The 16,918-nt window shown below is 34.8% G+C and carries 13 protein-coding genes and 3 pseudogenes; 2 read left to right on the plus strand and 14 right to left on the minus strand.

The window, feature by feature from the left end:
• Nucleotides 1–69: 69 nt before the first annotated feature.
• The 3 genes and pseudogenes from gdhA to ACZZZA_RS05420 all read right to left on the minus strand — a co-directional run bounded on the left by gdhA (nt 70) and on the right by ACZZZA_RS05420 (nt 3,536).
• Nucleotides 70–1,429, minus strand: a pseudogene (gene gdhA, locus ACZZZA_RS05410) (NADP-specific glutamate dehydrogenase).
• Between the two features lie 191 nt (nt 1,430–1,620).
• A complete protein-coding gene (dprA, locus tag ACZZZA_RS05415) occupies nt 1,621–2,730 on the minus strand; it encodes a DNA-processing protein DprA (protein ID WP_463430173.1) in 1,110 nt (369 codons plus the stop codon).
• A gap of 38 nt (nt 2,731–2,768) precedes the next feature.
• Complete coding sequence (locus tag ACZZZA_RS05420; protein ID WP_463430174.1) at nt 2,769–3,536, minus strand: rhomboid family intramembrane serine protease; 768 nt, start codon at nt 3,534–3,536, stop codon at nt 2,769–2,771.
• A 182-nt stretch (nt 3,537–3,718) separates the two neighbouring features.
• Here ACZZZA_RS05420 and ACZZZA_RS05425 point away from each other — a divergent pair, with 182 nt between their 5' ends.
• Nucleotides 3,719–4,651 carry a DUF3078 domain-containing protein gene (locus ACZZZA_RS05425; RefSeq protein ID WP_463430175.1) on the plus strand — a complete coding sequence of 311 codons (933 nt, stop codon included), beginning with the start codon at nt 3,719–3,721 and terminating at the stop codon, nt 4,649–4,651.
• Nucleotides 4,652–4,725: 74 nt separating this feature from the next.
• On the opposite strand, the gene sufD is transcribed toward ACZZZA_RS05425, so the two are convergent.
• From sufD to ACZZZA_RS05445, 4 genes and pseudogenes are all read right to left on the minus strand, one after another.
• On the minus strand, nt 4,726–6,033 hold the full coding sequence (sufD, locus tag ACZZZA_RS05430) for a Fe-S cluster assembly protein SufD (protein WP_463430176.1): 1,308 nt from the start codon (nt 6,031–6,033) through the stop codon (nt 4,726–4,728).
• Nucleotides 6,034–6,131: 98 nt separating this feature from the next.
• Nucleotides 6,132–6,876: pseudogene (gene sufC / locus ACZZZA_RS05435) on the minus strand (Fe-S cluster assembly ATPase SufC).
• A gap of 258 nt (nt 6,877–7,134) precedes the next feature.
• Nucleotides 7,135–8,583 (minus strand): Fe-S cluster assembly protein SufB, encoded by a 1,449-nt coding sequence (gene sufB / locus ACZZZA_RS05440; protein WP_463430177.1) that lies wholly within the window; start codon nt 8,581–8,583, stop codon nt 7,135–7,137.
• An 81-nt stretch (nt 8,584–8,664) separates the two neighbouring features.
• Nucleotides 8,665–8,994, minus strand: coding sequence for a HesB/IscA family protein (locus ACZZZA_RS05445; RefSeq protein WP_463430178.1), 330 nt, complete (start codon nt 8,992–8,994; stop codon nt 8,665–8,667).
• 146 nt (nt 8,995–9,140) lie between these two features.
• Between ACZZZA_RS05445 and ACZZZA_RS05450 the strand changes: the two genes are divergently transcribed.
• Complete coding sequence (locus tag ACZZZA_RS05450; RefSeq protein WP_463430179.1) at nt 9,141–9,965, plus strand: GLPGLI family protein; 825 nt, start codon at nt 9,141–9,143, stop codon at nt 9,963–9,965.
• A gap of 40 nt (nt 9,966–10,005) precedes the next feature.
• Here the strand turns inward: ACZZZA_RS05450 and ypfJ are convergent, their stop codons facing one another.
• The 7 genes and pseudogenes from ypfJ to ACZZZA_RS05485 all read right to left on the minus strand — a co-directional run bounded on the left by ypfJ (nt 10,006) and on the right by ACZZZA_RS05485 (nt 16,912).
• Nucleotides 10,006–10,854 carry a KPN_02809 family neutral zinc metallopeptidase gene (gene ypfJ, locus ACZZZA_RS05455; RefSeq protein WP_463430180.1) on the minus strand — a complete coding sequence of 283 codons (849 nt, stop codon included), beginning with the start codon at nt 10,852–10,854 and terminating at the stop codon, nt 10,006–10,008.
• A 50-nt stretch (nt 10,855–10,904) separates the two neighbouring features.
• The gene (gene ribH, locus ACZZZA_RS05460; RefSeq protein WP_463430181.1) at nt 10,905–11,429 is read right to left on the minus strand and encodes a 6,7-dimethyl-8-ribityllumazine synthase; all 525 of its coding nucleotides are present in this window, start codon (nt 11,427–11,429) and stop codon (nt 10,905–10,907) included.
• Between the two features lie 4 nt (nt 11,430–11,433).
• Entirely contained in the window at nt 11,434–12,144 is a 711-nt protein-coding gene (locus ACZZZA_RS05465; protein ID WP_463430182.1) for a YfgM family protein, read from the minus strand.
• Nucleotides 12,145–12,277: 133 nt separating this feature from the next.
• Nucleotides 12,278–13,468, minus strand: a complete 1,191-nt coding sequence (locus tag ACZZZA_RS05470) for a hypothetical protein (RefSeq protein WP_463430183.1) — start codon at nt 13,466–13,468, stop codon at nt 12,278–12,280.
• A gap of 51 nt (nt 13,469–13,519) precedes the next feature.
• A complete protein-coding gene (locus ACZZZA_RS05475) occupies nt 13,520–14,533 on the minus strand; it encodes a hypothetical protein (RefSeq protein ID WP_463430184.1) in 1,014 nt (337 codons plus the stop codon).
• Between the two features lie 36 nt (nt 14,534–14,569).
• A complete protein-coding gene (locus ACZZZA_RS05480) occupies nt 14,570–15,460 on the minus strand; it encodes a CPBP family intramembrane glutamic endopeptidase (RefSeq protein ID WP_463430185.1) in 891 nt (296 codons plus the stop codon).
• Nucleotides 15,461–15,579: 119 nt separating this feature from the next.
• Nucleotides 15,580–16,912 (minus strand): annotated as a pseudogene (locus ACZZZA_RS05485) (quinol:cytochrome C oxidoreductase).
• Between the last annotated feature and the right edge of the window lie 6 nt (nt 16,913–16,918).

Genomic DNA, 16,918 nt, shown 5'->3' on the forward strand with positions numbered 1-16,918 from the left:
TTCCCATTTATATTCCCGGGACAGGTTGTAAGAAAAAAGGCCGGGGAAACTTCCCGACCTTTTATATTTTTATACTACTCCCTGAGCAAGCATTGCTTCTGCTACTTTTACGAATCCGGCGATGTTGGCACCTTTCACGTAGTTCACATAGCCGTCTTCCTCTTTACCATAGTCTCTACAAGCTTTGTGGATCCCGATCATGATCTCTTTCAGTCTTGCATCAACTTCTTCAGAAGTCCAGTTTAATCTGATTGAGTTTTGCGTCATTTCCAATCCTGAAGTGGCTACACCACCTGCGTTAGAAGCTTTTCCCGGAGAGAACAATACTTTGTTTTCAAGGAAATAATTGATGGCATCTAATGTAGAAGGCATATTGGCAGCTTCAGTTACACAAACGCAACCGTTTTCTACCAACATTCTTGCATCTTCTAAGTGTAATTCGTTTTGAGTTGCAGAAGGTATCGCAACATCACACTTCACTTCCCAAGGACGTTTGCCGGCATAGAAAATAGCTGACGGATATTTCTTAGCATAATCTTCAGCTCTGTTATTACCTGAAGATCTTAATTCTAATAAATAATCTATTTTATCACCGTCAATACCATCTTTATCATAAACATACCCGTCACTGACCAGAAAGTGTAACCACTTTTCCACCCAGTTCGTTTACTTTTTTGATAACTCCCCAAGCTACGTTTCCGAAACCTGATACCGTTACCGTTTTATCTTTAAAAGTCTGTCCGATAGTTTTCAGCATCTGCTCAGCGAAGTACACCACACCATATCCTGTAGCTTCAGGACGGATTAATGAACCACCGTAAGCCAAACCTTTTCCGGTAAGAACACCCGTAAATTCGTTTCTTATTTTTTTGTATTGACCGAATAAATATCCGATTTCTCTGGCTCCAACACCGATGTCTCCCGCAGGAACGTCAGTTTCAGGACCGATATGTTTGCAAAGTTCAGTCATGAAAGCCTGGCAAAAACGCATTACTTCCATGTCAGTTTTACCTTGCGGATCAAAGTCTGAACCTCCTTTTCCACCTCCCATCGGAAGTGTAGTCAGAGAGTTTTTGAAAACCTGCTCGAATGCCAAAAATTTAAGAACAGAAAGGTTGACCGTAGGATGGAAACGAATTCCTCCTTTATAAGGTCCGATTGCAGAGTTCATCTGAATTCTGAAACCTCTGTTTACTTGAATTTCACCTTTGTCATCAACCCATGGAACTCTGAAAATAATAATTCTTTCAGCTTCAGCCATTCTCTCAAGAAGCTTCATGCCTGTATATTCTTTTCTTGTTAAGATAAACGGAATTACAGTGATGGCAACTTCTTTTACTGCCTGTAAAAATTCCGGTTCGTTAGGATTTTTCGCCTCAATTTTAGCAATAAATTCCTGGATCTTCTGGTCAATATTATATTGTTCCATATTAAGTAGGGTTGAATATTATGTCAACAAATTTAATTTTTTTTTCAAGATTCACAATACCTCATTTGATATTTGCTGAAAACTCAATAATAATGCAACAGAATATTGTTAAATTGATAATTATGATCTAATATTTGTTAAAAATTAAATGTTATATGTGAAATAATGAAATATTAAGAAATCGTTAATTTTCAAATAGCGAGAAATTGTCTCCCGGAAAATGATTTTACTTTCCCCAAAAGCTCCAATTCTAAAATCACCGGAAGTATCTTGTGTGATGCAACAGAAATTTTCTCTGCCAAATCATCTAATGAAACGTGTGGGTTTTCTGCAATGCTTTTATATATTATTTCTTGATTTTCAGACAATTGAATTGTCATTTTACTGTATGGGAAAAGTTCTTCTATTTTGGTTTTTGATGAATTGATTCCGATAAGATCAAGCAAATCTTTAATCGTAGAAATTGCTGTTGCTTTATTTTGAAAGATAAGCTGATTGCAGCCCTGGCTGTATTTATCTGTGATTTTTCCGGGCAACGCAAAAATGTCTCTGTTGTAGGTATTTGCAAAAGTTGCGGTGCTGATCGAACCGCCTCCAAATGCTGTTTCCACAACAATTGTAGCAGGAGAAATGCCGGCAACAATCCTGTTTCGCTGAATAAAATTTTCTCTGTCGGGTTTTCGTGAAGAATTAAATTCTGTTAGCAACCCTCCATTTTCTTCAAGGATTTTTTCTGAAAGCTTTCTGTTTTTTGAAGGATAAAAGGTGTGAAAACCGTGAGCTAAAACACCAATCGTAGGAATCTGATGTTTCAGAGACTGCTCGTGAACTTCTTTATCGACGCCTAAAGCTAGTCCGCTTATCGAAATGAACGGATGGGGTTTTATTTCTTCAAAAAAATCTTCAATAAATTTTTTACCGTAAGCCGTCATGTTTCTTGTTCCGACTATACTGATTGCTTTTACTTTTGTTTCAAAGTTTCCTTTTTGGTAGAGAATTGCAGGTGCATCGTCACATTCTTTCAGTAAAAACGGCAGCTCATTCTGTTGTCGCAGATTGATTTTGATGGAATTTTTTTCGCAAAACAAAATCTCTTTTTCAGCAAATTTCAGATGTTCAGAATTTCCAATATCAGAAACTGTTTTAGTGCCTATTCCATCGGTTTTGTTTAATTCTTTTTTTGAGATTTCCCAGACATTTTTTGCACTTCCGAAAGCCCGCACCAGCTTATAAAAATTAATATCTCCAATAAAATTACACTCACGAAGCGCGATAGAATAAAGATGTTCTTCAGAATACATTTGTGTTTTATTTTATTCAAATGTAAACATTTTTAGATTTATTTTTTACGTATTTCGTCTAAACGATCCCAAATATCTTCATTTTTTTTGTATGGTAATTCCAGAAAATCATCAGGATTGTTTTCTTTGTATTCCTGCCAAAGCTTATCATCTTTCTCACTGTAATAGTTAGGAAATTCCCAGATAAATCTTTTCTTTTTATCGCCAACATTTTTAAATGTAAAGGCAAGAATACTGCCTATAACAGCTCCTGATAAATGAGCTTGCCATGAAATCTTGCTCGGTTCCGGCATATTATAAAAAAGTTCTTCAGGAAACATTCCCCAAATCAAACTTCCGTAATATAAAACGACAAGAAGTGATATGGTTAGAAGCGTCATATTCCATTTAAAAACTCCACTGAAAAATAGAAAAAATGCGAGAACATACACAACACCGCTGGCTCCGATGGTACAGGTGTACATATATTCACCCGTCAGAATGTCTATGGGTGGAAGTATCCAAAGTAAAAGTCCTGTAGCCAGCCAGCCCAAAACCAAAACTTTATTGGCAACCAAAGGATAAAACTGGTACAATAAAAACATCAAAACTGCAATGGGAATAGAGTTTCCGAAGATATGATCTATACTTCCGTGGAGAAGAGGAGAGGTGATTATCCCCAACAAACCTTCCGGCAGTAACGGAATGATCGCACCGAAGCAACTTCCAAAAAAGCCCAGCATCTGTAAAAAATATCCCAACCACATGGCTCCAAGCATGAGCAGAGGATTGATGATTGCGTTTTTGTGAATTACATTTTTAAACATGAATGAAAACTGTCAAATCAAAAGCCAAGTATAAATTTCGGAAAATTTGTCGATGATTTGGGATTTTAAAAACGATTTGAGACAAAACGCTATGTTTTTTAATTGAATATTGGCTCAGAAAATCCCATAAGTTGGAATTTAAATTTATATACTTATTTTTGCACTTGAAAAAATACAATTTTATGAAAAATTATTTAATACTGTTATTGATGTATTTCAGCAGTAGTTCTTTTGCTCAGGTAATAATTTCTGATTCAGCAGCAGTTGATACCATCAAAAAACCTAAATATTGGTCTGTAATTGCAAAAAATAGCCTCTTGTTTAATCAGGTAGCCTTCTCAAATTGGGTAGGAGGTGGAGCCAATAATGTAGGATGGCTTGCAAGTGCAAATTATAATCTTACGTATGAGAAGGAGCGCAACCTTTGGGAAAATATCATTATTTTAAATTACGGCCAAAATACTACCCAAGACATCGGAACCAGAAAAACACAGGATGTTCTGAATATCTCGAGCAACTATGGAAGACAGTTTTCTAAAAGCTGGTATCTTTCTACAGGTGCAAGTTTGCTTTCGCAGTTCTCTGGTGGTTTTGAAGACGGAAATAATCCGGAAGCAAAGAAAATATCAAATTTTATGGCTCCGGGATATGTAAACGCAGGTTTGGGTTTAACGTACAGACCAGATGACAATTTAACCGTAACGTTACGTCCTCTCAACGGTAGATTTACTTTCGTACTCGATAAAGAATTGCAGCTTGCAGGAAATTACGGTTTAAAAGCTGACGGAGATTTTTTCTTAATGCAAATTGGTTTCTTAGGTTCTGCGATTTATAAAGTTAAACTGATGGAAAATATAGAAATGACCAATACTGCCTCTATATTCTCCAATTATCTCGATAATCCAGATCATATGGTGTTGTCTTACAATATGCTTTTAAATATGAAAATCAACAAATTTATCTCCTCGATCATTACGGTAGATGTCATGTACGACCATAATCAGATTCAGAAAACACAGCTGAAACAGACTTTGGGAATCGGGTTTGCGTATAATATTGATAATGGAGTGAAGCATTCTGACAGGAAAGATCATCAGTATTGGCTGAAGAAATAAAGCAAATCTCATTCAAACAAAAAAGCACTTCGATTGGAAGTGCTTTTTTAATATTCAGTGAAATTAATTTTGAATTAAAACTCCATCGTAACTTCAAGTTTTTCTGCTAAAAGTTGCTCTATTTTTACTTTTAATGGTTCAATGTCAATATTCTGCATTGCGTCATTGGCAAAAGCATATAACAATAAAGCTTGTGCTTCTTTTTTAGAAATTCCTCTTGCTCTTAAGTAAAACAAAGCATCCTTGTTCAGCTGACCTACTGTACAACCGTGAGAACACTTCACATCATCTGCAAAAATTTCCAACTGAGGCTTTGTGTCGATCGTAGCTCCTTCGCTCAATAAAACATTGTTATTTTGCTGATAAGCATTGGTTTTCTGCGCAATCTTATTTACGAATACCTTTCCGTTGAAAACTCCGTGAGATTTATCTTTATAAATGCCTTTGTAATTTTGGTAACTCTGACAGTTTGGTGTATTGTGGTGAACCGCAGTATGATGATCTACCAACTGATCTTTCCCGATAATGGTGATTCCGTTCATGAAAGAGTTGATATTTTCACCGTTGTGAATAAAATCAAGATTGTTTCTGATGATTTTTCCTCCGAATGTAAACGTATTTACCGTCGTTAAGCTGTCTCTTTCCTGTTTCGCGAAAGTATGGTCTACCAGATAAGAAGTATCGCTGTCATTCTGAATTTTGTGCCAGTCTGCTTTTGCATTCTGATACGTGAAAATTTCAGTTACCGAATTGGTAAACACAAAACTCTTATCAAAATTATGGTGACTTTCAATGATTTCTACTTTAGCCCCTTCTTCAACAATCAATAAATTTCTGGTGTTGTAGAAAGTGTTTTCTTCCTGATTTTGAGAAAGATAAAAAACATGAATCGGTTTCTCGATGATCACGTTTTTCGGAACCTTAAGGAAGAACCCGTATTTGCAGTATGCCTGATTTAAGTTTGTAAAAGCTAAATCTTTTGCTGCGATGGTGTTGAAATATTTGTCGAAAACATCTTTGTGGTTTTCATCATTCAAAGCATAGTTGAAAGACAAAAATTCTGCATTTTCGATAGAAATGTTTGAAAGCTCTTTGCGAAGCTGACCGTTTACAAAAACAATCCAGTCAAAGTTTTCTTCTCCCAAATGTAGCTGATCCAGCTGTTCTTTGGAGATGTTGTGACTTTCTTTCGGGAAAAAGTTGTACTCTTTTTCTGTGATTTCTTTGAGGTTGGTATATTTGTACTCTTCGTCTTTCTTGGTAGGAAAACCTTTGATGGCAAATTTTCCTAAAGCTCCAATTCTATTTTCGTCCAAAAAGCGATGGCGAAGCGTGTTGAGAAACTCAGTATGGTTTGTTAAAATTTGTTCGTTTAAACTCATTATTTGAACGTTTATTTGCCAATGATAGGAGGTTTAGATTCCTACGGAATGACAAAGATTGCGTTTTAGTTTTAATTTTTAAATGCTTAATCTTTAAATTAATTCAATAGCCAATCGTACCCTTTGCTTTCTAATTCTAAAGCTAAAGATTTATCACCTGTTTTAATGATTTTTCCGTTTGCTAAAACGTGTACATAATCAGGCTCAATATAATTCAGCAATCTTTGGTAGTGTGTAATCAGAAGAACTGCATTTCCTTCGTTTTTGAACTGATTTACCCCATCTGCAACGATTCTCAAAGCATCGATGTCTAATCCTGAATCGGTTTCGTCAAGAATAGCCAACTTAGGATTCAGCATCATCATCTGAAAAATTTCATTTCTTTTCTTTTCACCTCCTGAAAATCCTTCGTTCAATGATCTTGAAAGGAAATCTTTTTTAATTCCCAATTTCTCAGACTTCTCGCGAATCATTGCCAGCATTTCTTTTGCAGGCATATCTTCAAGATTATTGGCTTTTCTGTTTTCATTCAAAGCAGCTTTGATAAAGTTAGTCACAGAAACTCCCGGAATTTCTACCGGATATTGAAATGAAAGGAAAATACCTTTGTGCGCTCTCTCTTCAGGAGCATCTTCAATAATGTTTTCACCTTGAAAAAGGATTTCACCTTCTGTTACTTCGTAATCTTCTTTTCCTGCAATCACAGAAGAAAGTGTAGATTTTCCTGCTCCGTTTGGTTCCCATGATCGCATGAACCTCGCCCGGCTTTATTTCAAGATTGATACCTTTTAATATTTGTGCGCCATCTTCAATTCTGGCGTGTAAGTTTTTAATGTTTAACATAAACTTTATTTATCGATCATTAAGGAATACTTAATGCTTTTATTATTTATTAATATTAAGAATTTAATCAATTCCTATGTTTAATTTTATTATTAATCTATTTAAAAATTATTCTAATAATTTGTAGATTTTTAAATAGTCTTTGTCATTCCGGAGGAATCTCAACAGCGTTGAAATTCTATGTTTAGATTCCTCCAGAATGACAAAGACATTGCTAATATTAGTTTGTAAAATTAAAATTTAAACAAAATCTTAATTTTATCCAACAGAACCTTCCAAAGAAATCTCAAGTAATTTCTGAGCTTCAATAGCAAATTCCATAGGTAGTTTATTTAAAACCTCTTTACTAAAACCATTTACGATTAAAGCAATTGCTCTTTCGGTATCAATACCTCTCTGGTTGCAGTAGAAAATCTGGTCTTCACCGATTTTTGAAGTTGTAGCCTCATGTTCTAACTGAGCCGTAGGATCTTTAATTTCAATATAAGGAAAAGTATGTGCACCACATTCATTACCCATTAGCAGTGAATCGCACTGAGAAAAGTTTCTTGCTCCTTTTGCAGAAGGCATTACTTTTACCAGTCCTCTGTATGAGTTTTGAGATTTTCCTGCCGAGATTCCTTTAGAAATAATTGTTGATTTTGTATTCTTTCCGATGTGAATCATCTTCGTGCCCGTATCTGCATACTGATGATTATTGGTCACTGCGATAGAGTAGAACTCACCTACAGAGCCGTCACCTTTTAAAATACAAGACGGATATTTCCAGGTTATTGCAGAACCCGTTTCAACCTGAGTCCATGAGATTTTAGCTTTGGTTTCACACAAACCTCTTTTGGTTACAAAATTGAAAACGCCACCTTTACCTTCTTCATTTCCGGGATACCAGTTTTGAACCGTTGAATATTTAATTTCAGCATGATCCAATGCAATCAATTCAACCACAGCCGCGTGAAGCTGATTTTCGTCTCTTGATGGAGCTGTACAGCCTTCAAGATAAGATACATAACTTCCCTCATCGGCAATCACAAGCGTTCTCTCAAACTGACCGGTTCCTGCCTGATTGATCCGGAAATAGGTTGATAATTCCATCGGGCATCTTACTCCTTTTGGAATATAGCAGAAACTTCCGTCAGAAAATACTGCGGAGTTCAATGCTGCGTAAAAGTTATCACCTCTGGGAACTACTTTACCAAGATATTTTCTTACCAAGTCCGGATGATTTTTAATCGCTTCAGAGATGGAACAGAAAATAATTCCTTTTTCAGATAATGTATCCTGAAAAGTCGTTTTTACAGAGACAGAATCTATTACAATGTCTACCGCAACATTTGAAAGTCTTTTTTGTTCTTCAATATTGATTCCTAATTTAGCAAAAGTTGCCAATAATTCAGGATCCACTTCGTCAAGACTTTCTAAAGTAGGGTTTGATTTTGGCGCAGCGTAATACTTTATAGCCTGAAAATCTGGTTGTGTGTATTTGATGTTTGCCCAAGTAGGCTCAGTCATTTTCAACCAAATTCTGAAAGACTCTAAACGCCATTCTGTCATCCATTCCGGTTCTTCTTTCTTGGCAGAAATAGCACGGACGATGTCTTCGTTTAAACCAATCGGGAAATCTTCGTAATCGAGTATCGTTTCCCAGCCGAATTCGTATTTTTTATTTTCTAAATCGACGCGTAGGTCGTCTTCAGTATATTTACTCATTTTATTAGATTTTAGATTTCAGACTTTAGATTTTAGATTTCGCAATAAGGCTCGTTTCTAATTTCTAACTCTAATTTCTAATTACAAAGAAAAACTCTCACCACAACCACACGTTCTGGCTGCATTAGGATTGTTAAAAACAAATCCTTTTCCATTCAATCCACCTGAGTATTCCAGGACAGTTCCTGCTAAATAAAGAATTGATTTTTTTTCTACAACAATTTTGATATTATTGTCTTCAAAAATCTGATCGGTATCTGTTTTTTTGTTGTCAAAACCTAAAACATATTCCAAACCAGAACAACCACCACTCTTTACTCCCACTCTTATATAATCTTCTGCCGGATTAAAACCATCTTCTGTCATCAGTTGAATAGCTTTTTCCTTAGCATGATCTGAAACTTTTATCATTGTATTTATTTAGAATGATTTAATAGTGCAAAAATACGAACTTTAATCAGTAATAAAAAATCGTAATTTTTATTTTATCAATTTTTATCATCGATGGCTTAACTTTGATGATTATTTAAAATCAAAACTATAAATCAAGGAAAATAATGAAAAAATTAGGCATTTTAGCTGTGGTGTTATTGGCGCAGACAACTTTTGCACAAACCAACAGATTTGTTTATCAGGTAACAATGAAATCTGATGCTTCTAATAAAGCGGATGTAAAAACGGAGAATGCTTATCTAGACATCTCGGCTGAAAAATCAATGTTCTATTCCGAAAACAGAATTAAAAGAGATTCTGTAATGCAGGCTAACCGTCAAAGTGGTGGTGCAAGAGGTTTCAACAGAGATCAAATGGAAAGTTTGAGAACCAATATTAATTATTCTATTGAGAAGGACAAAAAAGATCAAAAAACTTTTTACAAAGATCGTTTGGGAAGAGATCTTTATTCTTACGAAGAAGACCGACCTTTAAACTGGAAAATCTTATCTGAAACCACAAAAATTGGTGAATATAAAGTTCAAAAAGCTGAAACTGAGTTTGGTGGCAGAACCTGGACAGCCTGGTTCACAACAGATTTGCCTTATCAGGATGGTCCCTATAAATTCAGTGGACTTCCGGGGTTGGTTGTGAAAGCAGAAGACACCCAAGGAGATTATTCTTTTGATTTAATGAAAAATTATAAGATTGCTGGTTTTCCTGAAATGACCACATTCGGAAATGTGATTAAAGTGAAAAGAACGGATTATCTTAAGCAACAGGAAAAATTCAAAACAGATCCTATGTCGTTTATGAATCAAGGTGGCGGTGGAGCTAGAATGGGAAATCGAGGTGGTGGAAACCAGAATCCGGCTGATATGAGAAAGCGAATGGAAGAAAGGGTAAAAGAAGAGGTGAAAAAAAACAGCAATCCTATCGAGCTGAAATAAATTAAAAATACCTGAAGAAATTTCTTCAGGTATTTTTTTGTTATCTTAAAAGTTGATTAAAAGTATCTCCCTGCTTGATGTCTCCGGAGTTATATCCTTTCATAAACCATTCTTTTCTCTGTGCTGATGAACCGTGCGTAAAACTTTCCTGATTTACATGTCCTTGCGTTTTTTGCTGAATATTATCGTCGCCCACTGCTTCTGCCGCCTCAACTGCAGATTCCAAATCTCCAGGCTCTAAGAATTTTTCCCTTTCGTTAGAATATCTTGCCCAAAGTCCGGCATAGAAATCCGCCTGAAGCTCTGTTGCGACAGAAACCTGATTAAGCTCTGTTTCCGAATACTTTCCGCTTCTTCTTAATTGGTCTGTCTTATTTAAAGTTCCCAGAAGATTCTGTACGTGATGTCCCATTTCGTGAGCCATTACATAGGCGATGGTAAATTCGGTTACTTTAGCACCAAATTTTTCCTGAAGTTCCTGAAAGAAACTCATGTCCATATAAACAGCCTGGTCTGCCGGACAGTAAAATGGTCCCATTGCAGACTGTGCCGTTCCGCAACCGGATTGTGTTTGAGATTCAAATAAAACTACTTTTGCAGGCTGATATTGCATATTGTTTTCTGAGAAAATCTTAGTCCAGGTTTCTTCGTTTTCTGCGGTAATCATTTTGATGAATTCGCCAATTTGAAGTTCGTTTTGATTTAATTCTCGTTGTTCAGTCTGTGGTGCTGAACCTCCTCCTGAAAGAATCGCTGAAGGATCTCCACCAAGAAAAAATACAATTGCAGCAATAATAATCGTTCCCAGACCGCCGCCAACAATTGCTCCGCCGCCACCGGATCCTCTTCTGTCATCCACGTTACCACTTCTGTCGTCTGTCCATTTCATAATAAGTAATTTTACAGGTAAAGTTAAAAATATTCTTTATATAGAAATCATTAGACTTGAGAATTTCCAAAACCAATATTTCCTTTTTTATTGGAAAGATTTCTTTTAAAATTAATCATGCTTAGAGCTGTTACTGCTGCTTCTACACCTTTGTTCCCAAGATCACCGCCACTTCGAGCGATAGACTGTTCTTTTGTATCATCTGTCAACACACAGAAAATTGTAGGAGTGTCGGTTAAAATATTACAGTCTTTAATTCCTTGAGCTACGGCATCACATACAAAATCAAAGTGTGGAGTTTCGCCCCTGATCACACATCCGATAGAGATTACTGCATCAAATTTTCGCTCTTTGCAAAGCTGCATACTTGCATAATTCAATTCAAAAGCCCCCGGAACGGAAAATAATTTGATGTTTTCAGACTTTACCCCTTCTTTTGCAAGAATTTCCAAAGCTGCGTCACGTAAGTTATAGGTTACAAAGTCATTCCACTCAGAAAAAACAATGCCGATAGAAAAATCTTCGGCATTGGTAATATGTAGTGGCTTGTAATCTGAAAGATTAACTGTTGCCATGTTTTTAGTTTATGTATTTAGCCATTTCTATATAAGAATCAGACATTCCGTTGTCATAGTCCTGATATTTCTCGTCAATTGCTGCGAAATATTTTTTAGCTTCTGCATTTTTTTTCATTCCTAAAGCTAAAATACCCGCTTTTCTTGTGAAATAATAAGAAGTGTAAGGATCATCAGATACTGAAGTGGCTTTGTCTAACAATGATAAAGCTTCGTCGTTTTTGTTAAGTCCAGATTGTGCATCAGCCATTGCGCCATACTTCATAGCCATCAATGTTTTGTTATCAGATGAAAATTTATCCAAAAGATCATAGGCTTCCTGGAATTTACCTTCTTTGAATTTCAATAAACCTGCATTATAAGCAGAAAGTTTACCGATTTTAGTTGAAGAATATTCGTTGTACGTTCCCAAATAACCAGGATTTGCTGCAGATTTTCCACCCAAAGCTTCTTTATCTTTACCTTCTGTAAGGTTTTTCTGAGCTGCTAAATAAGTTTTTACCGCTTCAGCATTTTTTGGAGCTACCACAAACTGTTGGTATCCGAAAAATCCTAAAACTCCCAAAACTAAAACTCCGAAAGCGATGCTTAATGGTTTCTGATATCTTTCTAAGAATCTTTCTGTATTTAAAGCCTCTCTGTCAAGATCTTTAAAAAATTCTACTGTTTCTTTACCTTCTTGCTCATTTGGAGCATTTTTTCCCAATTTTGCCATAAATTCTTAAAAAATTGAACTGCAAATTTAATTGTTTCTGAGTGATTTACAAAATACTTTGCAGGTATTATTATCTGAATTGTAAATTCTTTATATTTTCATAAAATTTCAGCGTTATATTATTCGCTTATTATTACGGGTTGATCTTATAACTTGAAATTTTCCATTCTCCATTTACGTTTTTAAGTCCGAAAGTTGCTTTTAAAGAAGTTGTTCTTCCATTTTTATCAGTCACGTCATATGTTGCATTCACACTGGAGACATTAGGATTTGAAGCGTTGGTTGTAATGTTTTTCACACTTACGTTTTTCACAGCACCAAAACCAGATGTGGGATTAGAAAATGATTCATAGCTTCCCCAACTTGGATTGCTTGATGCGTCAAAAGCTGCTTTTAAATTTTGTGAACTTACATTATTTAAAAATTTGCTTACTGTACCTTTAGGATCAGTTACCGGCGGTTTTGGCTGAGTAGGAGTTGCATTTGGATCTGTTACCGTACCTGTAGTAGTTCCTGTGGGATTAGCAGGATCAATCACTGCATTCGGATCTTCTACAATCATCGTAGAATCTGTTTTCGGAATTTCAGGAACTTTCAAAGCATTTGGATTTACATCCAATCCTATTTTAGACATTTTGAAAGTTTTTGAAGTTGTCTTTACAGAAACTGTGATGTCAATTTTATTATCAACAATTTTAGATGCGAGTAAAGATGAAAATTTAAGGTTAAATCCTTTAAAATTATTATCCAGCATTAAATTTTTCGCTGTCGAAAGCTTAGTTCCGTTACTGAAAACTTCTAAAGTAGTTTCTAAAGCTGCGCCTGTAAAAGCAATAGGTTTTCCTGCGTTGTCTACCAATCTTGGGATAATTTGCATTGATGTTGCCCCATAACCTGCATCGCCGGATAATTGGGTTACAATATTTAACGAATTTGCTCTTACATCGTTCGGGTCGCTTTCTTTTGCTGTTTCGTCACCGAAAATATTCATTTCTCCTAATGATGGTGGAGCTGTACTTGCCCATTCAATACCATTTTTCTGAGCCACCTGATCTGCCATTGACAAAATTTCAGGAACTTTTTTTCCATCAATAAGTTGACCCAAAGCTTTCAGCTCATTCACATCGCCATCTGCCTCAACACCAAAAGTTTTTAGAATATATAAGGCTTCGTTAAATTTGATCTGTTTGATAGTCGTAAGACTTGATGCCATGTCATTGATGCTCGACTGTAAAGTCTGAGTCGTGGTAGCATCGGCATGATCTTTCTTACAAGCTGTAAAAAGAAGTAAACTAAAAATAAGTAGAAAACTTAGCTTTTTCATTTTGTTTATGGTTTGATGCAAATTTAGAAAACCTTTGTGAATAAAGTTTCTTTATTTTTTGTTTTCTTTTTCCTTTAAATCTTCTTTGAAGAACGAACTGAAAATAGTCTGCATATTTGGGAAGGAAGAATCTTGCCAGTAGCTGGTTGTGTATTGACTGATATCTTTATCGTATTTTACTTTTTCTAAATCCTTATTGTCACTGAATTCCAGCTCAATAGGTGCGAAATTTTTATACACTATGATTTGGTTATATTGTTGCTCAGTTTTATGCTTTACTTTGATGAAACTAATTTCATTAGATTCTAAAAGATCGCGCAATGTTTTTTTTGAATCTTTTTCGTAAGAAACATTAATAATTCCTCTAATGTCAAAGAAACGATACCCGAAAAGAGCCAGTTCTTTCTCCTGAAGTGCTTCACCTGTAATTTCTATTTCGTCTTTATTTGTTCCTTTAAGTTCTTTTACTTTTGTGTTTTTCTGTTTGTATTCTTCTACATTACCTACACTTTTCAATTTTGGAAGCTCCAGGAAAGAATTATAATCCCAAGATCCCATTTCTTTTTTCTCGTTTTTAGCATTCTCTAATCTGAAAATACGATATTGTTCGATGTTTGTACTTTTTACTTTTTTTGTTTTGTTATCAAAAACGTAGGTAACAATTCCGTCAACATAACAATTCAGCTTACTGTTTAATGTTACATAGGCATTGAAATTTCCTTTTATCAAAATATATTTTGCAGGTTTTGTGTTTTTTATGACAACAGTTTCAATATCTTTCACCCGGTCATTTAGCTTTACCACATCTTTATCCAGTTCAGAAAAAGAAAATGTTCCTAGCGATATATTCTCATAGACCAGTTGGAATTTTTCCTGAGAAGATGTTAAAATCTTTCTTTCTATTTTTCCGTCAATGTCAGAATAGGCAACGATGCTTCCGTCATTTCCAAAGACTGAAACCTTTGGAAGCGGCTGGTTTGTTTTTTCAGAAAGAAAGGTTGTAGTTTGTGCATTAATAAAGCTAAGGATCAGCACAAAAAATAATGTTAAATGTTTTTTTTTCATAGTAATTTTATTTTTATTCTTGTTTAAATGATTTTTTTATTCTGCAGCTGTGTCTATTGTATATTGTTCTTGTAAGATCTTTCTGAATTCTTCTTTTGAAACACCTGCTTCTGATTTAAAGTTTATATTTATCCTAGCTTCTTCAGTTATATACTTTCCTTTTCCATAGATTGTATCTGATATCTTTTGAAGCAGATATTGTTGTGCTTCTAATATATAAATTTTATCAGCTGTTTTAGTTAATTTTAAGGTTTTCGGTTTGTTTTTATAAAAAAATTGTTGCTCTTGAATTTTAATGTCATAATTTTTCCCTGAATGTGAATAATGATCATTAAAAGTTAAAGTTACAAAAGGTACCACAATACCAAACAAAGCATTCCAAATCCAGTGGTGGAGTATACTGTAAAAAATGTTTAATCTAACTCTGATATAACTAAGAATAAAGCCTCCACTTAATTGTGAGAAAATGATTAATGGAGATAAAGCGTAGAATTTCCAGGAATCATTTGTATAATTAGTCAAATGTAGAAATCCAAATATTGAAGAAAGAAAGTACACAAGAAACGGGAAAATTCTATTCCATTTTTCAGGTGTAACTAATTTTGAAAAAAGATTATTATATCTTAATGGATATCTCAAAACCAGCTCTTCAATGAGCGGAACAACGATAACAAAAAATAGAAACGTAAATAATAGATTATCTAGATTATCTGGGATATTAAGATCTATATTTTTAAAAGGAATAATTTTGTTAATAAGAATAAGTATTGGATAAATAACAAGAAAGCTAAATATTAGCTCAATGATTAAAAAACTAAAGATCATTGAGAACTTTCTCTTTGTCGGAATCTTTAGCTGAAAATCATTTGGTTTTTTAACAAAAGAAATAAAATTAACGAAATCTTTTTTTAACTGTAATAGGAACATATTTGTATTTTTTAATAGGTATATTTTTTGATCAATTTGTTACAATAGTAATATTTTGCACAAAAAAAAGACTGCTCATTACAATCAGTCTTTTAAGTTTTTATTTTGTTTATAAGTGCTTAGAAAGGATACTCATAAATTTCAGATTCGTGAAGGTAAGGGTTACCTGTCGGAATTAATTTCAATTTAGCCAATGCAGACATTACTGTGAAGATAAATAATCCTACAACAAATAAAATAGCACCCAATACTAACAGAAGAACTTCAGGAGTATTCCAGTAAGGACCAACCGTTCCCGGCATTACCATATTGAAATAATCTAAAAGGTGACCTAAGATTACAACAACCGCCATAATAGTAACCACTTTATAGTTTCTCTTAATGCTTGAACTTACCAATACCAATAGTGGTAATAAGAAGTTGATAATCAACATCGGTAAGAATGTTACACCGTAGTGCTGGAATCTTCCGAAGAAATAATTAACCTCTTCCGGTACGTTTGCATACCAATATAACATAAACTGTGCGAACCATGTATACGTCCAAAGCATACTTGTAGCAAAAAGGAAAACTCCTAAATCGTGCAAGTGATTGTCATTGAACTGTGGCAAGAATCCGTTTTTCTTAAGATAAACACTAAGTAAAATAATTACTGCAATACCACTGGAAAGACAGCTAACCATAGAATACCAGATATACATTGTAGAATACCAGTGAGGGTCAATAGACATCAACCAGTCCCAAGCCCAAGCTGCAGAAGCAAACCCGAAGAATGCGATATATCCTACTGCCCATCTGTAAAGGAACTGATACTCAACCAGAGATTTCGTATCATCTACTTTTTTAGATTGTGCTTTCAGTTTCCATGCGAAGAATGATGCTCCGATTACATAGATCAATGTTCTGATTGCATAGAAAGGAATATTTAAAAATCTTTTCTTTTCAAACAAGATGACATCGAAATGTGCAGAATTTGGATCTGTTAAATCCGGATCCATCCAGTGGAATAAGTGACCTTGGTGGAAGATATTCAGTAGCATTAGAATTACTAAAATAGCACCACCATAAGGGATGTAAGAAGCAATAGCTTCCATTACTCTTGTAATAATAATTGGCCATCCTGCATGGGCTGCATGCTGAATACAGTAGAAAAATAATACTGCACAACTTACTCCGAAGAAAAATACTGCTACGAAATGTATTGCTGCCAAAGGCTGATTGTGAATCTGCATTGTTGCATGCTCAAGATGAGAAGCATGATCCTGAGCTGCCTATCATCTCACTAGAATGTGTAGGTGCATCGTGACCAGCAGAATGAACTGCCTCCATCATGTGTTCAACTTTTTCTGCAGTTATTCCATGATTCATAAAATAACCAATTCCAAATAGAACTAAACCTACAACAAGAAGTATTATAGAAGTTGATTTTAATTTTGGTGAAAAACTATACATTTCTTT

This window comes from Chryseobacterium sp. AC405b, from assembly GCF_979258685.1.